The sequence below is a fragment of the Bacteroides sp. AM10-21B genome, from assembly GCF_003472565.1.
Taxonomy (GTDB): domain Bacteria; phylum Bacteroidota; class Bacteroidia; order Bacteroidales; family Bacteroidaceae; genus Bacteroides; species Bacteroides propionicigenes.
In genome coordinates this window covers 89,433-105,484 of the sequence record NZ_QRME01000006.1, presented here as the reverse complement: position 1 = coordinate 105,484, position 16,052 = coordinate 89,433, and the positions used below count along the sequence as shown (strand labels likewise).

Genomic DNA, 16,052 nt, shown 5'->3' with positions numbered 1-16,052 from the left:
TCACAACTATATACTTTAGTGTGTCAAGTATTTGTGTATAAAAGCTACTTGCTCGAAAGTATATAGTTGTGAAGTGTTGTTTATAAGTTTTCTATCAGTCGTTTCAATACGACTGTTGCAGAAATCTCACGGTTGGCAGCTTCCGGTATCACGATAGACTGCGGACTTTCAATGACGTCATCTGTTACAATCATGTTGCGGCGTACCGGCAGGCAGTGCATGAAATAGGCATTGTTGGTTACAGCCATTTGGCGGTCGCCTACGGTCCATTCCCGGTCTTTGCTCAGTATTTGCCCGTAGTTGTCGCCGGTGTAGGTGGCCCAGTTCTTGGCATATATGAAGTCTGCGCCTTCAAAGGCTTTCATCTGGTCGTACTCTACGCGGGCATTACCTACAAACTTAGAATCGAGTTCATAGCCTTCGGGATGGGTAATGACGAAATCATAGTCTGTTGCATTCATCCATTCGGCAAAAGAGTTGGGAACAGCCTGTGGCAACGGACGCGGATGCGGCGCCCACGTCATAACGACTTTGGGACGTGCTGTTTTCTTGTATTCTTCAATCGTGATAAGGTCTGCAAAGCTTTGTAGCGGGTGGCGCGTAGCGGCTTCCATTGAGAATACCGGACGACCGGAATATTTAATAAACTGGTTCAGTATTACTTCATTGTAATCATATTCACGGTCTTCAAAACGGGCAAAGGAACGTACACCGATTACATCGCAATAGCATCCCATTACGGGGATGGCCTCCAGCAAATGTTCCGGTTTGTCACCGTCCATGATGACACCGCGTTCAGTTTCCAGTTTCCATGCTCCCTGATTAATGTCCAGTACAATGACGTTCATGCCCAGATTGAGGGCGGCTTTTTGAGTGCTGAGGCGGGTACGCAGACTTGAGTTGAAGAATATCATCATCAGTGTCTTGTTACGTCCCAGCTCCACATATTTGAAACGGTCTTTTTTGATTTCGAATGCCTCGTCCAGTGCAGTCTTCAGGTCACCGATGTCCTGCACGCATGTAAAGTTCTTCATACTTTTTTTAGTGATTAGTGATTATTTTCTTACCTGTCCTTCTCCTTCGACAATCCACTTGTACGTGGTGATTTCCTCTAAAGCCATAGGACCGCGTGCATGCAGCTTCTGGGTGCTGATACCAATTTCCGCACCCAGTCCGAACTGTGCCCCGTCCGTAAAGGAAGTGGGGGCGTTGACATAGACGCAGGCCGCATCCACTTCGCGGCAGAACCATTCGGCGTGTTCTTTATCTTCGGTTACGATACATTCACTGTGTTTGGAACCGTATCGTTGTATGTGCGCCATGGCATCGGTTATACTGTCCACAACTTTCACAGCTATCTTATAGTCCAAGAATTCCGTACCGAAATCTTCTTCCGCAGCTTCCTTCAGCAGTTCGGCGGGATAGTGGCCCTGCAAAGAGGTGTATGCGGATGTATCTGCGTAGATAGTAACGTTGCTTTTCTGCAGCGGTGCGCAGAGTGCGGGCAGGTCTTTTGTGCGGTTGCCGTCTACAAGCAGGCAGTCCAAAGCGTTGCACACACTGACACGGCGTGTTTTGGCATTGTTGATTATGGCGGCTCCTTTTTCTACGTCTCCATAACGGTCGAAGAATGTATGGCATATGCCTGCACCGGTTTCTATCACCGGAATGGTGGCATTCTGTCGGACAAAGTTGATGAGACTGCTGCTGCCGCGCGGGATAATCAGGTCTACATAGCCGTTGGCATGCAGTAATTGTGCGGTGGCTTCACGGTCGGCAGGAAGCAGTTCCACGATGTGCAGGTCTACTTCAAACAGTTTCAGTACATCATGTATTACGCTGATGATGGCACGGTTGGAATAGTCCGCGTCACTTCCGCCTTTCAGTATGCAGGCATTGCCACTCTTGAAGCAGAGTGAAAACACATCAAAACTGACGTTGGGGCGTGCTTCGTAGATGATGCCGATTACTCCGAAAGGTACGCTCACACGTTTTATTTTCAGTCCGTTGGGCATTACATCTTGTTTTTGTATGCGTCCCACGGGTGAGGGGAGTTCGGCGACTTTACGGATGTCGTCTGCGATGCCTTTCAGACGGTCGGTGGTGAGCTTCAAGCGGTCGTACTTCGGATTGGAAATGTCCATACGTTGCAAGTCTTTCCGGTTTTCGGCAAGAATGAAGTCTGTCTTTTCTTCAGCTGCATCTGCAACAGCCAGCAATATTTGGTTAATCTTTTCGTCGTTCAGCGCCAGTAGCTTGCGGCTGGCGTCCTGTACAGCGGAAAAAGTCTTCTGTAAATCCATTTTGTGGTTCCGTTAATTGATTATTTCGCAAATGTAGTGATTATTATTGGCATTAATCGGGCTTACTCTATATAAAGATAATCGTAGTGCACTACGGGTTTTTTACCATGTTTTCCCATAGCTTCGCGCGCTTGTTCCGAGTTGCAATTGGCTTTGCCTACACCTATCGGGTTTCCTTCGAAGTCAATGATGCGTATAATGTCGTCTTTCTCGAATTCACCCCGTACCTCGGTGATGCCTATGGGGAGGATACTGACTGCCTTGTCCGAGGCAAGTACTTTTGTGGCGCAATCGTTGATGTGCAACTCTCCTTTGGCGAATCCTTCGCTGTGGGCTATCCATTTTTTTACGCTGGATACGGGCTGGGGGGCGGGGATGAAGCGGGTGTATTTCAATGAAGAATTAAGAATTAAGAATGAAGAATTGGGCTGCGCTGTCATATCGGATGAAGATTCTTCATTCTTCATTCTTAGTTCTTCATTCCTCAGGATATTGACAAGGATGTTGTCACATTTGCCGTTGGCTATGATAACAGTGATTCCTTCATCGGCTACTTTACGGGCGATGTTGGTCTTGGTGAGCATTCCGCCGCGTCCGAAGCTGGATTTGGAAGTCTGTATGTAAGAAGACAAATCCTTGCCGTGCTCTATTTCACGAATGACTTCTGATGCAGGGTCGGAGGGGGGGCCGTTGTAGATGCCGTCGATGTTGCTGAGGATAATCAGGGCCTGTGCGTCCATCATGGAGGCTATCAGCCCGGAAAGTTCGTCATTGTCGGTAAACATCAGTTCGCTGACTGAAATGGTGTCGTTCTCGTTGACAATGGGGATTACTCCGTTTTCCAGCATCACGGTCATGCAGTTCTTCTGGTTGAGGTAGTGGCGGCGGGTGGCGAAGTTCTCTTTCATGGTGAGTACTTGCCCCACGGGGATGCCATGCTCGCGGAATAGTTCGTAATAGCGGTTGATAAGCTTGGCTTGCCCCACAGCGGAGAATAGCTGGCGCTGGTCTACACTGTCCAGTTTCTTGGCGGGGTGTATCTCGCTTCGTCCTGATGCAACGGCTCCGGAAGAAACGAGGATGATTTCTACGCCTGCTTTGTGCAGTTCGGCTACTTGGTCTACGAGGGCGGACATACGGGTCACGTCCAATGTGCCGTCATGGCGTGTCAATACATTGCTGCCTATTTTGACAGCAATTCTCGTTAGTTGTTGTTCCATATTTGTGAATTTCCCGTTTCGGGAGGGTTTTAATCTCCGTCTTTATTCTTTTCGTATTCGCGGACAACCTCCATGGCGGCCTCGTAGTTGGCTTCATTGACGAGGACAGCTATATCCACTGCCGTTTCGGGCAAGACGATATTTACTACCATCCCGTCTTTCAAGGTTGATTCGATGTCGTTGTTCTCCAGCAAACTTTTTACAAGTTGTGCTTCCCAAAGTGATCCTTGAAACACTTCGATGAGTTTGCTTTTATCTTCTTCTTTCATAGCGGTATGAATTTAGAGTTCCTGTTCTACAAATATAACAAGTTTTTTTGATTTATTGTTTAAACTCCGGCAATTTGTGCCTATAACTCAATACGCTGTACCGTTACCGCTTCGTTCAGGAAGATGGATGCCGATTCGATGAATTTTTCTTCCGCTTCTGTGGTGTAGTAGGTGCATTTACCGCTTTGGGTACACTTGGCATCTATTTCGGGATGGCGGTGGAGATACTCTTTCAAACTGTCCGCCACTAATTTTCCTTGTGCCACTATGGTGATACCGGCGGGCATATATTGTTGAATCTTAGGCAGCAGTATCGGATAGTGTGTACAGCCCAATATGGCGGTATCTATCTCAGGGTCTTTGGCAAGGAGTTCGTTTATGTATTTACGAATGAAGTAATCTGTTCCATCGCCTTGCGCTTCGTTGTTCTCTACAAGTGACACCCATAGAGGGCAGGCTTCTCCGCTTACTTTGATGTCGGGAAAGAGCTTGCGGATTTCCAGCGGATAGGAGTCGGACTTGATGGTGCCTCCTGTGGCAAGCACTCCCACGTGGCGGCTGCGGGTGATATTGCCGATACATTCTACGGTAGGGCGGATGACACCCAGTACGCGGCGTGCCGGGTCAAGGTGTGGCAGGTCGTTTATCTGTATGCTGCGCAGTGCTTTGGCGGATGCCGTGTTACAGGCAAGGATTACAAGGTGGCAGCCCATCTCAAACAGCTTGGTGACCGCCTGTAATGTGAATTCATAGACAATTTCAAACGAACGTGTTCCGTAAGGCGCACGGGCGTTGTCGCCCAGATAGATATAATCGTATTCAGGTAGGGCTTCCCGTATCTTACTCAAGATGGTAAGTCCGCCGTATCCGGAATCGAATACACCGATGGGACCGGGAGTGGATGGTAGTTTTTGTTTCATAGGACTGCATCATGATAAAAAAACACGAATTACACGAATATTACGGATGAAAAAGTGGATATCCGTATAACCTCGTGTAATTCGTGCCCGAAATTTCTATTATCTATCGGCTCTTGCTATTATTTGATGCCGAGTTGTGTCTTGACTTTAGCTGTTACATCTACACTTTGTGCACCTACATAAGGTATCGGAGTACGGGCCAGGTCGAAGATATATACAACACCTTCAGCTTTACCTACAGCTTGAATAGCTTCGTCCAGCTTCTTATAGATAGGAGTCATGGCATCTTGCTGTGCTTTTTGCATGGATTGGTAAGCTTCCTGTTGGAATTGCTCTTGGCGTTGTGCCATGTCCTGCAATTCTTTCTGACGTCTTTCTGCGATGTTTTTCGGCAGTGAGTCAGCTTGTGCTAAGAATTCTTGATACTTCTTATTGAACTCTTCCTGAGTGCGTTGCATTTCTGTTTGATACTCTTTAGACATAGCATCCAAGTCGGCCTGAGCTTTTGTGTATTCCGGCATGGTGACAATGACTTCTTGAGAGTTCATGTGAGCGAATTTAGTTTGCGCCATGGCTCCCAGAGGGAGGGCAAACATAACTACGAGCAGTGCGATTTTTTTAAGCATAATGTTTATTATTTATTTGAATGATTATTCGTTGTATAGGGTGCAAATGTATGAAATTAATTTGAATATCCTAATTTTGTGAGCACTTCATTACTTATATCGATGCTTGGAGAAGCAAAGATAATGCTTGATGCAGATGCCCGGTCTACTACTGCTGCATAACCTTTCTGTGTGGAAATTTCCTTTACGGCTTCGTAGATTTCATCTTGGATGGGTTGCATCAGTGCTTCACGCTTTTTGAAAAGTTCGCCTTCCGGACCGAAGTATTTACGGCGTAATTCTGCCGCGGACTTTTCTTTGGCGACTATCTCTTCTTCTTTCTTGGACTTTTGTGCTTCGGAAAGGGTTTTAACGGACGATTGGTAGCTGTCGTACAAACTCTTGGCTTCCTTGCCCAGCTTTTCAACTTCGCTTTGCCATTGTTGAGAGGCTTGGTTCAGTTCATCGGTTGCACTCTGGTAAGCCGGGATATTTTTTAAGATATATTCCATGTCAATCAGGGCAAACTTCTGTGCATTGGCTGTCATACCTGCGGCAAACAGCAGAAACATGATTAATAAACTCTTTCTCATAACGTTCTGGTTTTAGTTAAACAAATTAGAACTCTTGTCCTAAGATGAAGTGGAACTGGCTGCCGCCGTAGTCACTTCTTCCGAATACTTTGTCGAAACCGTAAGCCCAGTCAATACCCATCATACCAATCATCGGAAGGAAGATGCGGACACCGACACCGGCAGAACGTTTCAAATCAAACGGGTTGAACTTGTTAACATCTTGCCAAGCGTTACCGGCTTCAACGAAAGTTAACGCATAAATACTGGTACTTGTTTCCAGCATCAGCGGATATCTTAATTCCAGGCCGAGGCGTGCGTATGCATAGCCTTCATATCCATAAGGAGTAAGAGAACTGTTTTCATATCCGCGCAGGGCAACGCTTTCGGTTGCATAGCTGGAATATCCTGTCATACCGTCACCACCCACGTCAAAGGTTTCAAACGGAGATTTCTTGTACTTGTTATAGTGCCCTAACAAACCGAACTCTACGCGTCCCATTAATACCGGAGTACGTTTTACGGTTATGGGGTCCATCAACGGGATGTATACTTTGGATTTGAATTTCCACTTGTGGTACTCTATCCATTTATGCATTTTGTTCATGTCGTCTTGGTTGCTGGTACTGTACTTGCTGTAGTCTGTGCCGTCAAATAAAGAGTAGGGCGGTGTCAACTGTGCCGACAGTGAGAACTCGGAGCCTTGACGCGGATAGATAGGATTGTCGATAGAGCTACGTGACAAAGTCAGGTTTATACTCAAGTTGTTACATTTACCGTTGGTAACGGGGAAATACTGCCAGTCGCTCAGGATATAGCGCTGATAGGACAACTCTGCCGTGAACTGGAAGTAGTCATCCGGCCATTTCAGACGTTTACCGAACATTACTGCCAATCCCCACATTTGGATGGACTTGTCAGGGTCGTAATAGTTTTCGTAATTGTTGTAGTTACCGTAGTTGTACATACCATAACCGTACATACCGCTGTAATAGCTGTTGTAGTAGCTATTCATGTATGCGTCGTTATAGTAACGGCTACTGATGTCCGTCTGGCGGGAGTAGAATGCAGATACGGAGAATGCATTCGGACGCTTGCCCCCAAACCACGGGTCGTAGAATGACACACTGTATGATTGGTAATATTTGGCATTGGTCTGTCCGCTGATTGTCAATGTCTGTCCGTCACCTTGCGGCAGGATACCGCGATAGTTTTCGCCCGGATGCAGGAGGTTGGCAACGGAGAAGTTGGTGAATTTCAAACTCAGCTTACCGATGATACCTGTCTGCCCCCAACCGGCGGAGAACTCAACTTGGTCATTTGCTTTGGAGATGAGGTCATAACCGATGTCTACCGTACCGTCTTCCGGTTTCGGCTGGATATCCGGTTGGATTTGTTCAGGGTCGAAGTGTCCCATTTGCTGGATTTCACGCATGGAACGCATCAGGTCTTCACGGCTGAACAATTGTCCCGGACGGGTACGCAACTCGCGACGGACTACATTTTCATACAGGCGGTCGTTACCATTGATGCTAATCTTGTTGATAGTAGCCTGGCGACCCTCGAAAATGCGCATCTCCAAGTCAATAGAGTCACCTACGATGTTTACTTCCACGGGGTCAAGTGAGTAGAACAGGTAACCGTTGTTGTAATAGAGGTTACCGATTGCGTCTTCATCTGTGCTGGTACGTTCTTCCAATAACTTCTGATTGTAAACGTCACCTTTCTTCATACGTAGCAGGAAGTTCAACTGTTCGGAAGGATAGAGAGTGTTACCAACCCACGTCACATTACGCAAGTAGTACTTTTGGCCTTCTTCAATTTCCATTGAGATATCTACCGTACGTTCGTCATAAGGCTTGATGCTGTCCGTTACAATGATAGCATCACGATAACCCAATTCATTATATTTGTCGATAATCAGTTGCTTGTCGGCTTCATAGTTCTCTTCTACGAATTTCTTGGTACGGAAAAGGTTGAGGAGCTTGCCTTTTTCGTTCGTCTTCTTCATCACACGTTTAAGTTTCTTGGTGGTGATGGCTTGGTTACCGGTAATGGTAATCTTGTGTACTTTTACTTTCTCCTTTTTGTCGATATTGATGTCAACCAAAACTTGATTGGCATTGTTGGGGTCGTCTTTCTGGGTAATGATGACATCGGCATTCTTGAAACCTTTGTCGTCAAAGTAACGTTTAATCAGGGTTTTGGCGCGGTCTATCAAGTTGGGAGTAACCTGATTGCCTTTTATCAAACCTACTCTGGCCTCCAAGTCCTCACGCTCTGACTTCTTTACGCCATGATAGCGGATATCGGAAACGCGGGGGCGCATTGTCAGATGGATTGTAAGCCAAATCTTATCGCCTTCAATCTTGTCTGCAGTAACTTGTACGTCGGAGAACAGGCCGTGACGCCAGTAACGTTTACAAGCTTGCGTTATTTCATCACCGGGTACGGTAATTGTCTGGCCTTTTGATAATCCGGATAAACCGATGATTACATAATCTTCATAATTCTTGGCTCCTACCACTTTTATATCTGCAATTTCATACTTTTTGGGCGTTCCCGAATAAAGAATAACCGGTTTTTCGGCTTCATCGGTGTTGCTTGTGTCCTGTGCCGCGCTGGTCAGTACACAGCTAAAGAGGCAGATAAACGTTACGAGTATGGAGAAAATACGATAGTACATCTTTTTATTTACTATTTTACAATTTACTATTTACTATTTGTGTCTGTCCGGTCAGCTGATTTGTTCACTGGTTTTTCCGAACCTGCGCTCACGCTGCTGGTAGTCATATATGGCTTTGTGAAGTTCCTCTTCACGAAAGTCGGGCCAATAGGTGTCGCAAAAATAAAGTTCCGAATAAGCACATTGCCACAGTAGGTAATTGCTTAGACGGATTTCACCGCCCGTACGAATCAATAAATCCGGGTCGGGCATAAAGTTGGTAGCAAGATGCCGGGACAACAGGCAGCTGTCAATCTCTTCGGGATTTAGTTCGCCTTTTTGCACTAAAGTCGCAATCCGGCGGGCGGCTTCCGTTATCTCCCAACGGGATGAGTAGCTTATAGCCAGCACCAAAGCCATGCCCGTATTGTTGGCAGTATGTGCTACGCAGGTTTCCAAGCGCTCCCGTACGTTGGCGGGTAACTTGGCTAAGTCCCCGATAATCCGGAAACTGATGTTGTTCTTCATGAATGTTTCTTCTTCGATAGAGTCGAAAAGGAGTGCCATTAATGCGGCGACTTCATTGGAAGGACGGTTCCAGTTTTCGGTGGAGAACGTATATAAAGTCAGATATTTGATGCCTAAATTAGACGCTTCTTCTGCAATGATGTGCACAGTCTCGGCACCGGCTTGATGACCGTAACTGCGTTCTTGTCCGCGCAGCTTAGCCCAACGTCCGTTGCCGTCCATGATAATTGCCACGTGTTGTGGAATTCGGCTTAAATCAAGTTTTTCTGTATTTAGCATCTTTACTTATACTTACATCTCTTGTCTTTTTTTCTTCTCTTATACCTTATTATATAGGAAACGGTTCTATTGTATTGCAAACAACAGCTTATTTTGATGTCCGCGCCAAACCTCATTGGCTTTTCCGTCGCCACCGAATATTACCCATATATAAGGAGTGTTCACAACAATAGAGTAGGGAGCGTTTATGCCTGTTATGTCTTTGCTTAATAAGAATTTGCTTTTTGTCTGACGCCATGATATGCCGTCCGGTGAAGAGTAGATAACATTGAGTTTGTTGTCTTCTTTACTGCCGAAGATGTAATACTTTTCACCATAGTATGTCACAACGGGATTCTTTAACGCCGGGCAGAAAGCTTCATACGACGTGTTGTCAAACTCAACCCAATAATTGCCGTTTTCGGACACCCACGGAATGGTTTGCTTTAGTTCGCTGTTGGGAGCGCCTACTACCATTACCCGTTCTTGGTTGTTATTCTTAAAGTTGGTGAAGTATATGTGTTCGGCAGGGAAGCCTGTGTAGGTATCCGTTCCTCCTGCAATGTTCCATTCGTTGTCGTTATAATCCCATTCGGCGGAATAAATTTTGTTTTCGGTAGTGATGATGGTAAGCGTATTGGTGAAGCTTGGTATTACGCTGCGGATATTGCTTATTCCGTTCCAAGCGGTTGCTGCCCATTGAACCCCATCGCCGGAAGTATAGACATTATTGTCTTCCGTCACGATATAGAGCCGCTCCTTGGCGTTTTCGGCTGTAGACGACTCTTGGTATTTAAAGCTGACGAGTGTCGATAATTCGGCATTGGCTGGGAAGTCAATATAGGCTTCGGTTTCCTGCCAACCGTATTCGCCCGGTTTTGTAGAGGTCTTATAAGCTTTGCTTTGTGTGAATACCCATAAATCGTTATTGAAAAGTACGGCTTTTTGTCCTTGCGCAGAAGGAACTGCAGGAAGAGCCGGTTCCATAAGATTCCAAACCAAAGAGTCCGGATCTTGTTTGTGCATTCTAATTTTAAGGGTATATTTATTCACGTTAACACCATCCGGCGCATGTACTTTAAAATTCATCCCCTCATTACTATTGATTGCTCCGGTCAAATCTACCGAGTCGGTATTGACAAATATTGTATCGTCGATTCCCGCAGTAATCCAGCCGCTTACAAGAAAAGTATCAATTAATATACGGTCAAGGATTGTATCAGAGCCGACAGGCAATGAATCTTGGTTATAAATTTCCCTCTTTAGTTGGTCTATCGTGAATTTATAGTACTTGCCATATATTGTGTCAATGCCAAAAGCGTGTACCGTTGCGTCAGAACTGAGTTCTATTGTATTGTCATCAGAGTCAAGGCACGAACTTATTGCGATTGATACAAAAATGAAACTCGCGATTATTGCTAAAAACTTTATTCTCATTTTAAAAGATAGTGTTTATTTACAAGTTGCAAAAATAGGAACATTTTTTTCTATAAACAGCTTTATCGGCAAGTTTTATATAAAATTATAGATAATATGGCTGTTTTTCTCGATTAAAATGCCCTTGAATAAGGCTGTTAGCCTAATCTTGCAGCGGTGTAATGCCGAAAACTTCGCCCGAAATGCCGCTCGCAGACATAAGGCGTTTCGTGGCTCATTTCGGGTGCCGGGACACCGGAAAACAACATCGCGGGACTTTCTTCGATAAATGCTTCATCCCATAACTCTGCATCAATGAAAGATTGTAATAAGATGCTGCCGCCTTCTACTAAAAGCGATTGTAATCCTTGTGCATACAAGTAGCCCGTGATTTGTGGCAGTATGTTCTGTTGATAGTCGATAGGGATGTATTCTACATTGGGGCGTGCCGGATGTGGCTTTTCTGTAAAAACAAGCGTACGGACATCGCCGTCAAACAGATGTAACTCAGGAGAGAGCAGCTGTTGTCTGTCCAAAACTATTCGCACAGGAGGCCGCCCCTGCCAGTTGCGTACGGTCAGGCTGGGGTTGTCCAGTTTGGCAGTGCGTGTACCTACCATAATTGCGCTGTACTCTGCCCGCTTTTTGTGTACAAGCATGGAAGTCAACGGGCCAGATAGGATGACCGGCTTTCCGCTTTCCCGATGCTTGTCGATGTATTTATCGGCGGATTCAGCCCATTTCAGTGTGATGTACGGGCGGTGCAGGGAGTGGAATGTGATAAAACGCCGGATTAAATTTCTGCACTCCTCTTCCAAAACTCCTACAATAACTTCCCGCCCTGCGTCTTTCAGCTTTTGAATGCCACGTCCGGCTACTTTGGCAAAGGGGTCTTGGCAACCGATGACAATGCGGGGAATTTGTTTTTCTATGATAAGGTCGGCGCAAGGCGGTGTCTTGCCATAATGGGAGCAAGGTTCCAGACTGACGTAGATTGTGGAGCGTTTCAGCAAAGAAGAGTCTTTTACGGAGCGGATGGCATTGACTTCGGCATGTGCTTCGCCACAACGTATATGATACCCTTCGCCGATAATTTTCCCATCACATACGATTACCGCGCCTACCATCGGATTGGGAGCTGTGTTGCATAAACCGTTTTGTGCCAGTTGAATGCAGCGGCGCATATATTTTTCTTCTTCCATACTTTGTATTACTCTTAAACTTCCACTATTTTTGCAGCTCGAAATGCCGAATGTTATGAATATCTCTGTATCTCATATTCGCCGTGCTTTGCAGGAGAGTTACTCTGCACAAGAAGCTGCCAACTTATCCCGCATCGTCTGTTGTGAAATGCTGGGACAGACCGCGGTTGATTATTATTTGGGCAAAGATATAATTTTATCCCCAAAAGAGATGCAGAATTTAGATAGCATTCTTACCCGTTTGCATAATTTTGAGCCGATACAATATATACAAGGTACCGCCCGCTTTTTGGAGCGCACTTATCATGTAGCTCCCGGCGTACTGATTCCCCGGCCTGAAACGGAGGAGTTAGTGGAGGTAATGCTAAAGGAAGTCCCGTCCGACGCACGCATTCTTGATATTGGGACGGGAAGCGGGTGTATTGCCGTTTCTCTTTCCAAAGCGTTTCCGGATGCGGAAGTGGAAGCATGGGATATTTCGGATGAAGCTTTGACTATTGCCCGGCGGAATAATGATATGCTTGGGGGGAATGTCCGTTTTCTCCGGCAAAATATATTGACTTATGCACCGGATGGCAAGGAACATTATGACGTGATTGTCAGTAATCCGCCATATGTCACGGAATCGGAGAAACAGGCTATGGAACGCAATGTGTTGGATTGGGAACCTTTTTCGGCATTGTTTGTTCCGGATAATGATCCGTTGCTTTTTTATCGTCGGATTGCAGAATCGGGCAAGACGATGCTTGTGCCCGGCGGCCGTCTCTATTTTGAAATCAACCGGGCTTACGGAGAAGCTACGGCGGCCATGCTTCGTGAACAGGGGTATGCCGGCCTGAGGGTTCTAAAAGATATTTCCGGAAATGATAGAATTGTAATCGCAGAACGATGATAGAAATTACAGAAACAGATGCTTTAGGCCGTTTGGCGGCTTATTGTTCCACAGCAGAGCATTGCCGGGCGGAAGTCACGGAGAAAATGCAGCGCTGGGGTATTCCTTATGATGCCATAGACCGTATAATCCATCGTTTGGAGCAGGAGAAATACATTGACGAAGAGCGCTTTTGCCGTGCCTTTATCCATGATAAGTACCGCTTTGCCAAATGGGGAAAAATAAAGATAGGTCAGGCGCTTCTGTTAAAGAAAATCCCTCAACGGGTTTTCTCTCAGTATTTGAATGAGATTGATAAAGATGAATATCTGGCCGTTTTGAATGATTTGTTGGCGGCGAAACGTAAGAGTGTTCATGCGGAGAATGAATTTGAGCTGAATAACAAATTAGTGCGTTTTGCATTGAGCCGGGGATTCGAAATGAAAGATATTCGTCATTGCATTACGCTTTCTGATGAAAATGACGATTTGGAGTAAAAAATATCCGTATTCTTTTTTTTATTCTCGTTAGCTTTCTGTATTTTTGCAGCATATTTATCATAATAGTTAGTTTAGCTATGAAAACTTTAGAAAGATTGTTTGCAGAGAAGTTGCTGAAGATTAAAGCGATTAAACTACAACCCGCTAACCCGTTTACTTGGGCATCAGGATGGAAATCTCCGTTTTACTGTGATAACCGTAAGACTCTTTCATATCCTTCTCTCCGTAATTTCGTAAAGCTGGAAATTACGCGTCTGATTCTGGAACGTTTCGGTCAGGTTGATGCGATAGCCGGTGTTGCTACGGGAGCTATTCCTCAGGGAGCATTGGTGGCTGATGCATTGAATCTGCCGTTTGTATATGTACGCTCTACTCCGAAAGACCACGGTTTGGAGAACTTGATAGAAGGTGAACTTCGTCCGGGCATGAAAGTGGTAGTGGTGGAAGACTTGATCTCTACCGGTGGAAGCAGCTTGAAAGCCGTTGAAGCTATCCGTCGTGACGGATGCGAAGTAATCGGTATGGTTGCCGCTTACACTTATGGATTCCCCATTGCAGAAAAGGCATTCAAAGAGGCTAAAGTTCCTTTGGTGACATTGACTAATTATGAAGCTGTTATGGAAGTTGCCCTTCGCACCGGATACATTGAGGAGGAAGATGTAGCTACATTGAATGAGTGGCGTAAAGACCCTGCGCATTGGGAAGCCGGAAAATAAGAATTATTTTATATAATGATAGATTATGACGAAAGAGCCATTCGGATAGATACTGTCCGGATAGTTCTTTTTGTCTTTTAAAGACCATTGGATTATGACTAAATTTGAGAGTGCGGTGAAGGTGATACCTGCTTCGCAAAATGCTGTTTATGAGAAACTTTCAGACCTTAGCAATTTAGATAAGGTAAAGGATCGTTTGCCGCAGGACAAGGTGAAGAATTTGAGTTTTGATGCGGAAACACTGTCGATAGAAGTACCGCCGGTTGGGAAAATCGTATTGCAGATTGTGGAGAAAGAACCTTGTAAGTGTATCAAGTTTGCAACAACAACCTCACCTCTGCCGTTCAATCTGTGGATACAGATTGTACCCGTTACGGAAACGGAATGTAAAATGAAACTCACAATCGGAATGGAGTTAAATCCGTTTATGAAAACGATGGTGCAGAAACCCTTGCAGGAGGGGTTGGAGAAAATGGCGGAGACTTTGGCAATCATTAATTATTAATGGTGTATCTCATTAATTACTAATCACTATTTTATTATGGCTCAGAAACTTTGGGAAAAATCCGTTCAGGTGAATAAGGATATAGAACGTTTTACGGTAGGACGCGACCGTGAGATGGATCTTTATCTGGCAAAGCATGATGTGTTGGGTTCCATGGCACATATCACGATGCTGGAAAGCATCGGCCTGCTGACAAGAGAAGAACTGTCTCTGCTGCTTGCAGAACTGAAGAATATCTATGAGGCGGCCGAGAAAGGGGAGTTTGTGATAGAAGAGGGCGTAGAAGATGTACACTCCCAGGTAGAACTGATGTTGACTCGCAAACTGGGAGATGTAGGAAAGAAAATTCATAGCGGACGTTCACGTAATGACCAGGTATTATTGGACTTGAAACTTTTTACTCGTACGGAGATAAAGGAAATAGCCGAAGCGGTGGAACAGCTTTTCCATGTGCTTGTTATGCAGAGCGAGCGTTATAAAAATGTATTGATGCCGGGATATACCCACTTGCAGATAGCGATGCCATCGTCTTTCGGACTGTGGTTTGGTGCATATGCCGAGAGTCTGGTGGATGATATGCTGTTCTTGCAGGCAGCTTTCAAGATGTGCAACCGTAACCCGTTGGGGTCTGCAGCCGGGTATGGCTCATCTTTTCCGTTGAACCGTACTATGACTACCCGATTGCTGGGTTTTGATTCGCTGAATTATAATGTGGTATATGCCCAGATGGGTCGCGGCAAGATGGAGCGTAATGTAGCTTTTGCTTTGGCAAGCATTGCGGGAACAATTTCCAAACTTGCATTTGATGCCTGTATGTTCAATAGCCAGAACTTCGGATTTGTGAAGTTGCCGGATGATTGTACTACTGGTTCGAGTATCATGCCGCATAAGAAGAACCCGGACGTGTTTGAACTGACACGCGCCAAATGCAATAAACTGCAATCATTGCCTCAACAGATAATGATGATAGCCAATAACCTGCCTTCCGGTTATTTCCGCGATTTGCAGATTATAAAGGAAGTCTTCTTGCCTGCTTTCCAAGAGTTGAAAGACTGCTTGCGGATGACAACTTATATTATGAATGAAATTAAGGTGAATGAACATATTCTTGACGACGATAAATACCTGCTCATCTTTAGTGTAGAAGAGGTAAACCGTTTGGCACGTGAAGGTATGCCTTTCCGTGATGCGTACAAGAAAGTAGGCTTGGATATTGAAGCCGGCAATTTCTCCCATAGCAAGGAGGTGCACCATACGCACGAAGGCAGTATTGGTAATTTGTGTAATGATGAAATTTCCGCTTTGATGCAGAAAGTCGTGGATGGCTTTAATTTTGAAACAATGGAGCAGGCTGAAAAAGCATTGCTCGATCGGTAATCATAGTAAATTAACTTCCTGCGGTGTACGATGTTAACTTCCTCTGTTTAGGATGTTAACTGATTAATAACAGTTCAGTTAACATCGTATGCGCTACTTAGTTAACTTTTTTCCGGTAAAAAGTT

16 protein-coding genes are annotated in these 16,052 nt (G+C 45.3%); 5 read left to right on the top strand and 11 right to left on the bottom strand.

The window, feature by feature from the left end:
• Positions 1–80: 80 nt before the first annotated feature.
• The 11 genes from DW121_RS09355 to ribD form a co-directional block, all read right to left on the bottom strand.
• Entirely contained in the window at positions 81–1,034 is a 954-nt protein-coding gene (locus tag DW121_RS09355) for an acetylornithine carbamoyltransferase (protein WP_118323636.1), read from the bottom strand.
• A 21-nt stretch (positions 1,035–1,055) separates the two neighbouring features.
• Positions 1,056–2,303 (bottom strand): glutamate-5-semialdehyde dehydrogenase, encoded by a 1,248-nt coding sequence (locus tag DW121_RS09350; protein WP_118323635.1) that lies wholly within the window; start codon positions 2,301–2,303, stop codon positions 1,056–1,058.
• 62 nt (positions 2,304–2,365) lie between these two features.
• On the bottom strand, positions 2,366–3,523 hold the full coding sequence (proB, locus tag DW121_RS09345; protein WP_117711584.1) for a glutamate 5-kinase: 1,158 nt from the start codon (positions 3,521–3,523) through the stop codon (positions 2,366–2,368).
• A gap of 29 nt (positions 3,524–3,552) precedes the next feature.
• The gene (locus DW121_RS09340) at positions 3,553–3,792 is read right to left on the bottom strand and encodes a DUF2007-related protein (RefSeq protein WP_117711583.1); all 240 of its coding nucleotides are present in this window, start codon (positions 3,790–3,792) and stop codon (positions 3,553–3,555) included.
• Between the two features lie 80 nt (positions 3,793–3,872).
• Positions 3,873–4,712, bottom strand: coding sequence for a glutamate racemase (gene murI / locus DW121_RS09335; RefSeq protein ID WP_118323634.1), 840 nt, complete (start codon positions 4,710–4,712; stop codon positions 3,873–3,875).
• 119 nt (positions 4,713–4,831) lie between these two features.
• Complete coding sequence (locus DW121_RS09330; RefSeq protein WP_005652863.1) at positions 4,832–5,338, bottom strand: OmpH family outer membrane protein; 507 nt, start codon at positions 5,336–5,338, stop codon at positions 4,832–4,834.
• A 56-nt stretch (positions 5,339–5,394) separates the two neighbouring features.
• Positions 5,395–5,910 carry an OmpH family outer membrane protein gene (locus DW121_RS09325; RefSeq protein WP_117711581.1) on the bottom strand — a complete coding sequence of 172 codons (516 nt, stop codon included), beginning with the start codon at positions 5,908–5,910 and terminating at the stop codon, positions 5,395–5,397.
• Positions 5,911–5,935: 25 nt separating this feature from the next.
• Complete coding sequence (gene bamA, locus DW121_RS09320; protein ID WP_117711580.1) at positions 5,936–8,575, bottom strand: outer membrane protein assembly factor BamA; 2,640 nt, start codon at positions 8,573–8,575, stop codon at positions 5,936–5,938.
• Between the two features lie 51 nt (positions 8,576–8,626).
• A complete protein-coding gene (locus tag DW121_RS09315) occupies positions 8,627–9,361 on the bottom strand; it encodes an isoprenyl transferase (protein ID WP_117711579.1) in 735 nt (244 codons plus the stop codon).
• 66 nt (positions 9,362–9,427) lie between these two features.
• On the bottom strand, positions 9,428–10,777 hold the full coding sequence (locus DW121_RS09310) for a DUF6242 domain-containing protein (RefSeq protein WP_118323633.1): 1,350 nt from the start codon (positions 10,775–10,777) through the stop codon (positions 9,428–9,430).
• Positions 10,778–10,914: 137 nt separating this feature from the next.
• Positions 10,915–11,958 (bottom strand): bifunctional diaminohydroxyphosphoribosylaminopyrimidine deaminase/5-amino-6-(5-phosphoribosylamino)uracil reductase RibD, encoded by a 1,044-nt coding sequence (gene ribD / locus DW121_RS09305; protein ID WP_118323632.1) that lies wholly within the window; start codon positions 11,956–11,958, stop codon positions 10,915–10,917.
• Between the two features lie 55 nt (positions 11,959–12,013).
• Between ribD and prmC the strand changes: the two genes are divergently transcribed.
• The 5 genes from prmC to argH all read left to right on the top strand — a co-directional run bounded on the left by prmC (position 12,014) and on the right by argH (position 15,927).
• Entirely contained in the window at positions 12,014–12,850 is an 837-nt protein-coding gene (prmC, locus tag DW121_RS09300; protein WP_117711698.1) for a peptide chain release factor N(5)-glutamine methyltransferase, read from the top strand.
• On the top strand, positions 12,847–13,326 hold the full coding sequence (locus tag DW121_RS09295) for a regulatory protein RecX (protein WP_117711576.1): 480 nt from the start codon (positions 12,847–12,849) through the stop codon (positions 13,324–13,326). Before prmC ends, DW121_RS09295 begins: the two co-directional genes overlap by 4 nt.
• 80 nt (positions 13,327–13,406) lie before the next feature.
• A complete protein-coding gene (gene pyrE / locus DW121_RS09290) occupies positions 13,407–14,045 on the top strand; it encodes an orotate phosphoribosyltransferase (protein ID WP_117711575.1) in 639 nt (212 codons plus the stop codon).
• A gap of 94 nt (positions 14,046–14,139) precedes the next feature.
• Positions 14,140–14,550: an SRPBCC family protein gene (locus tag DW121_RS09285; RefSeq protein ID WP_118323631.1), complete on the top strand. Its 411-nt coding sequence runs from the start codon at positions 14,140–14,142 to the stop codon at positions 14,548–14,550.
• 36 nt (positions 14,551–14,586) lie between these two features.
• Positions 14,587–15,927 carry an argininosuccinate lyase gene (gene argH, locus DW121_RS09280; protein WP_118323630.1) on the top strand — a complete coding sequence of 447 codons (1,341 nt, stop codon included), beginning with the start codon at positions 14,587–14,589 and terminating at the stop codon, positions 15,925–15,927.
• Positions 15,928–16,052 lie beyond the last annotated feature (125 nt).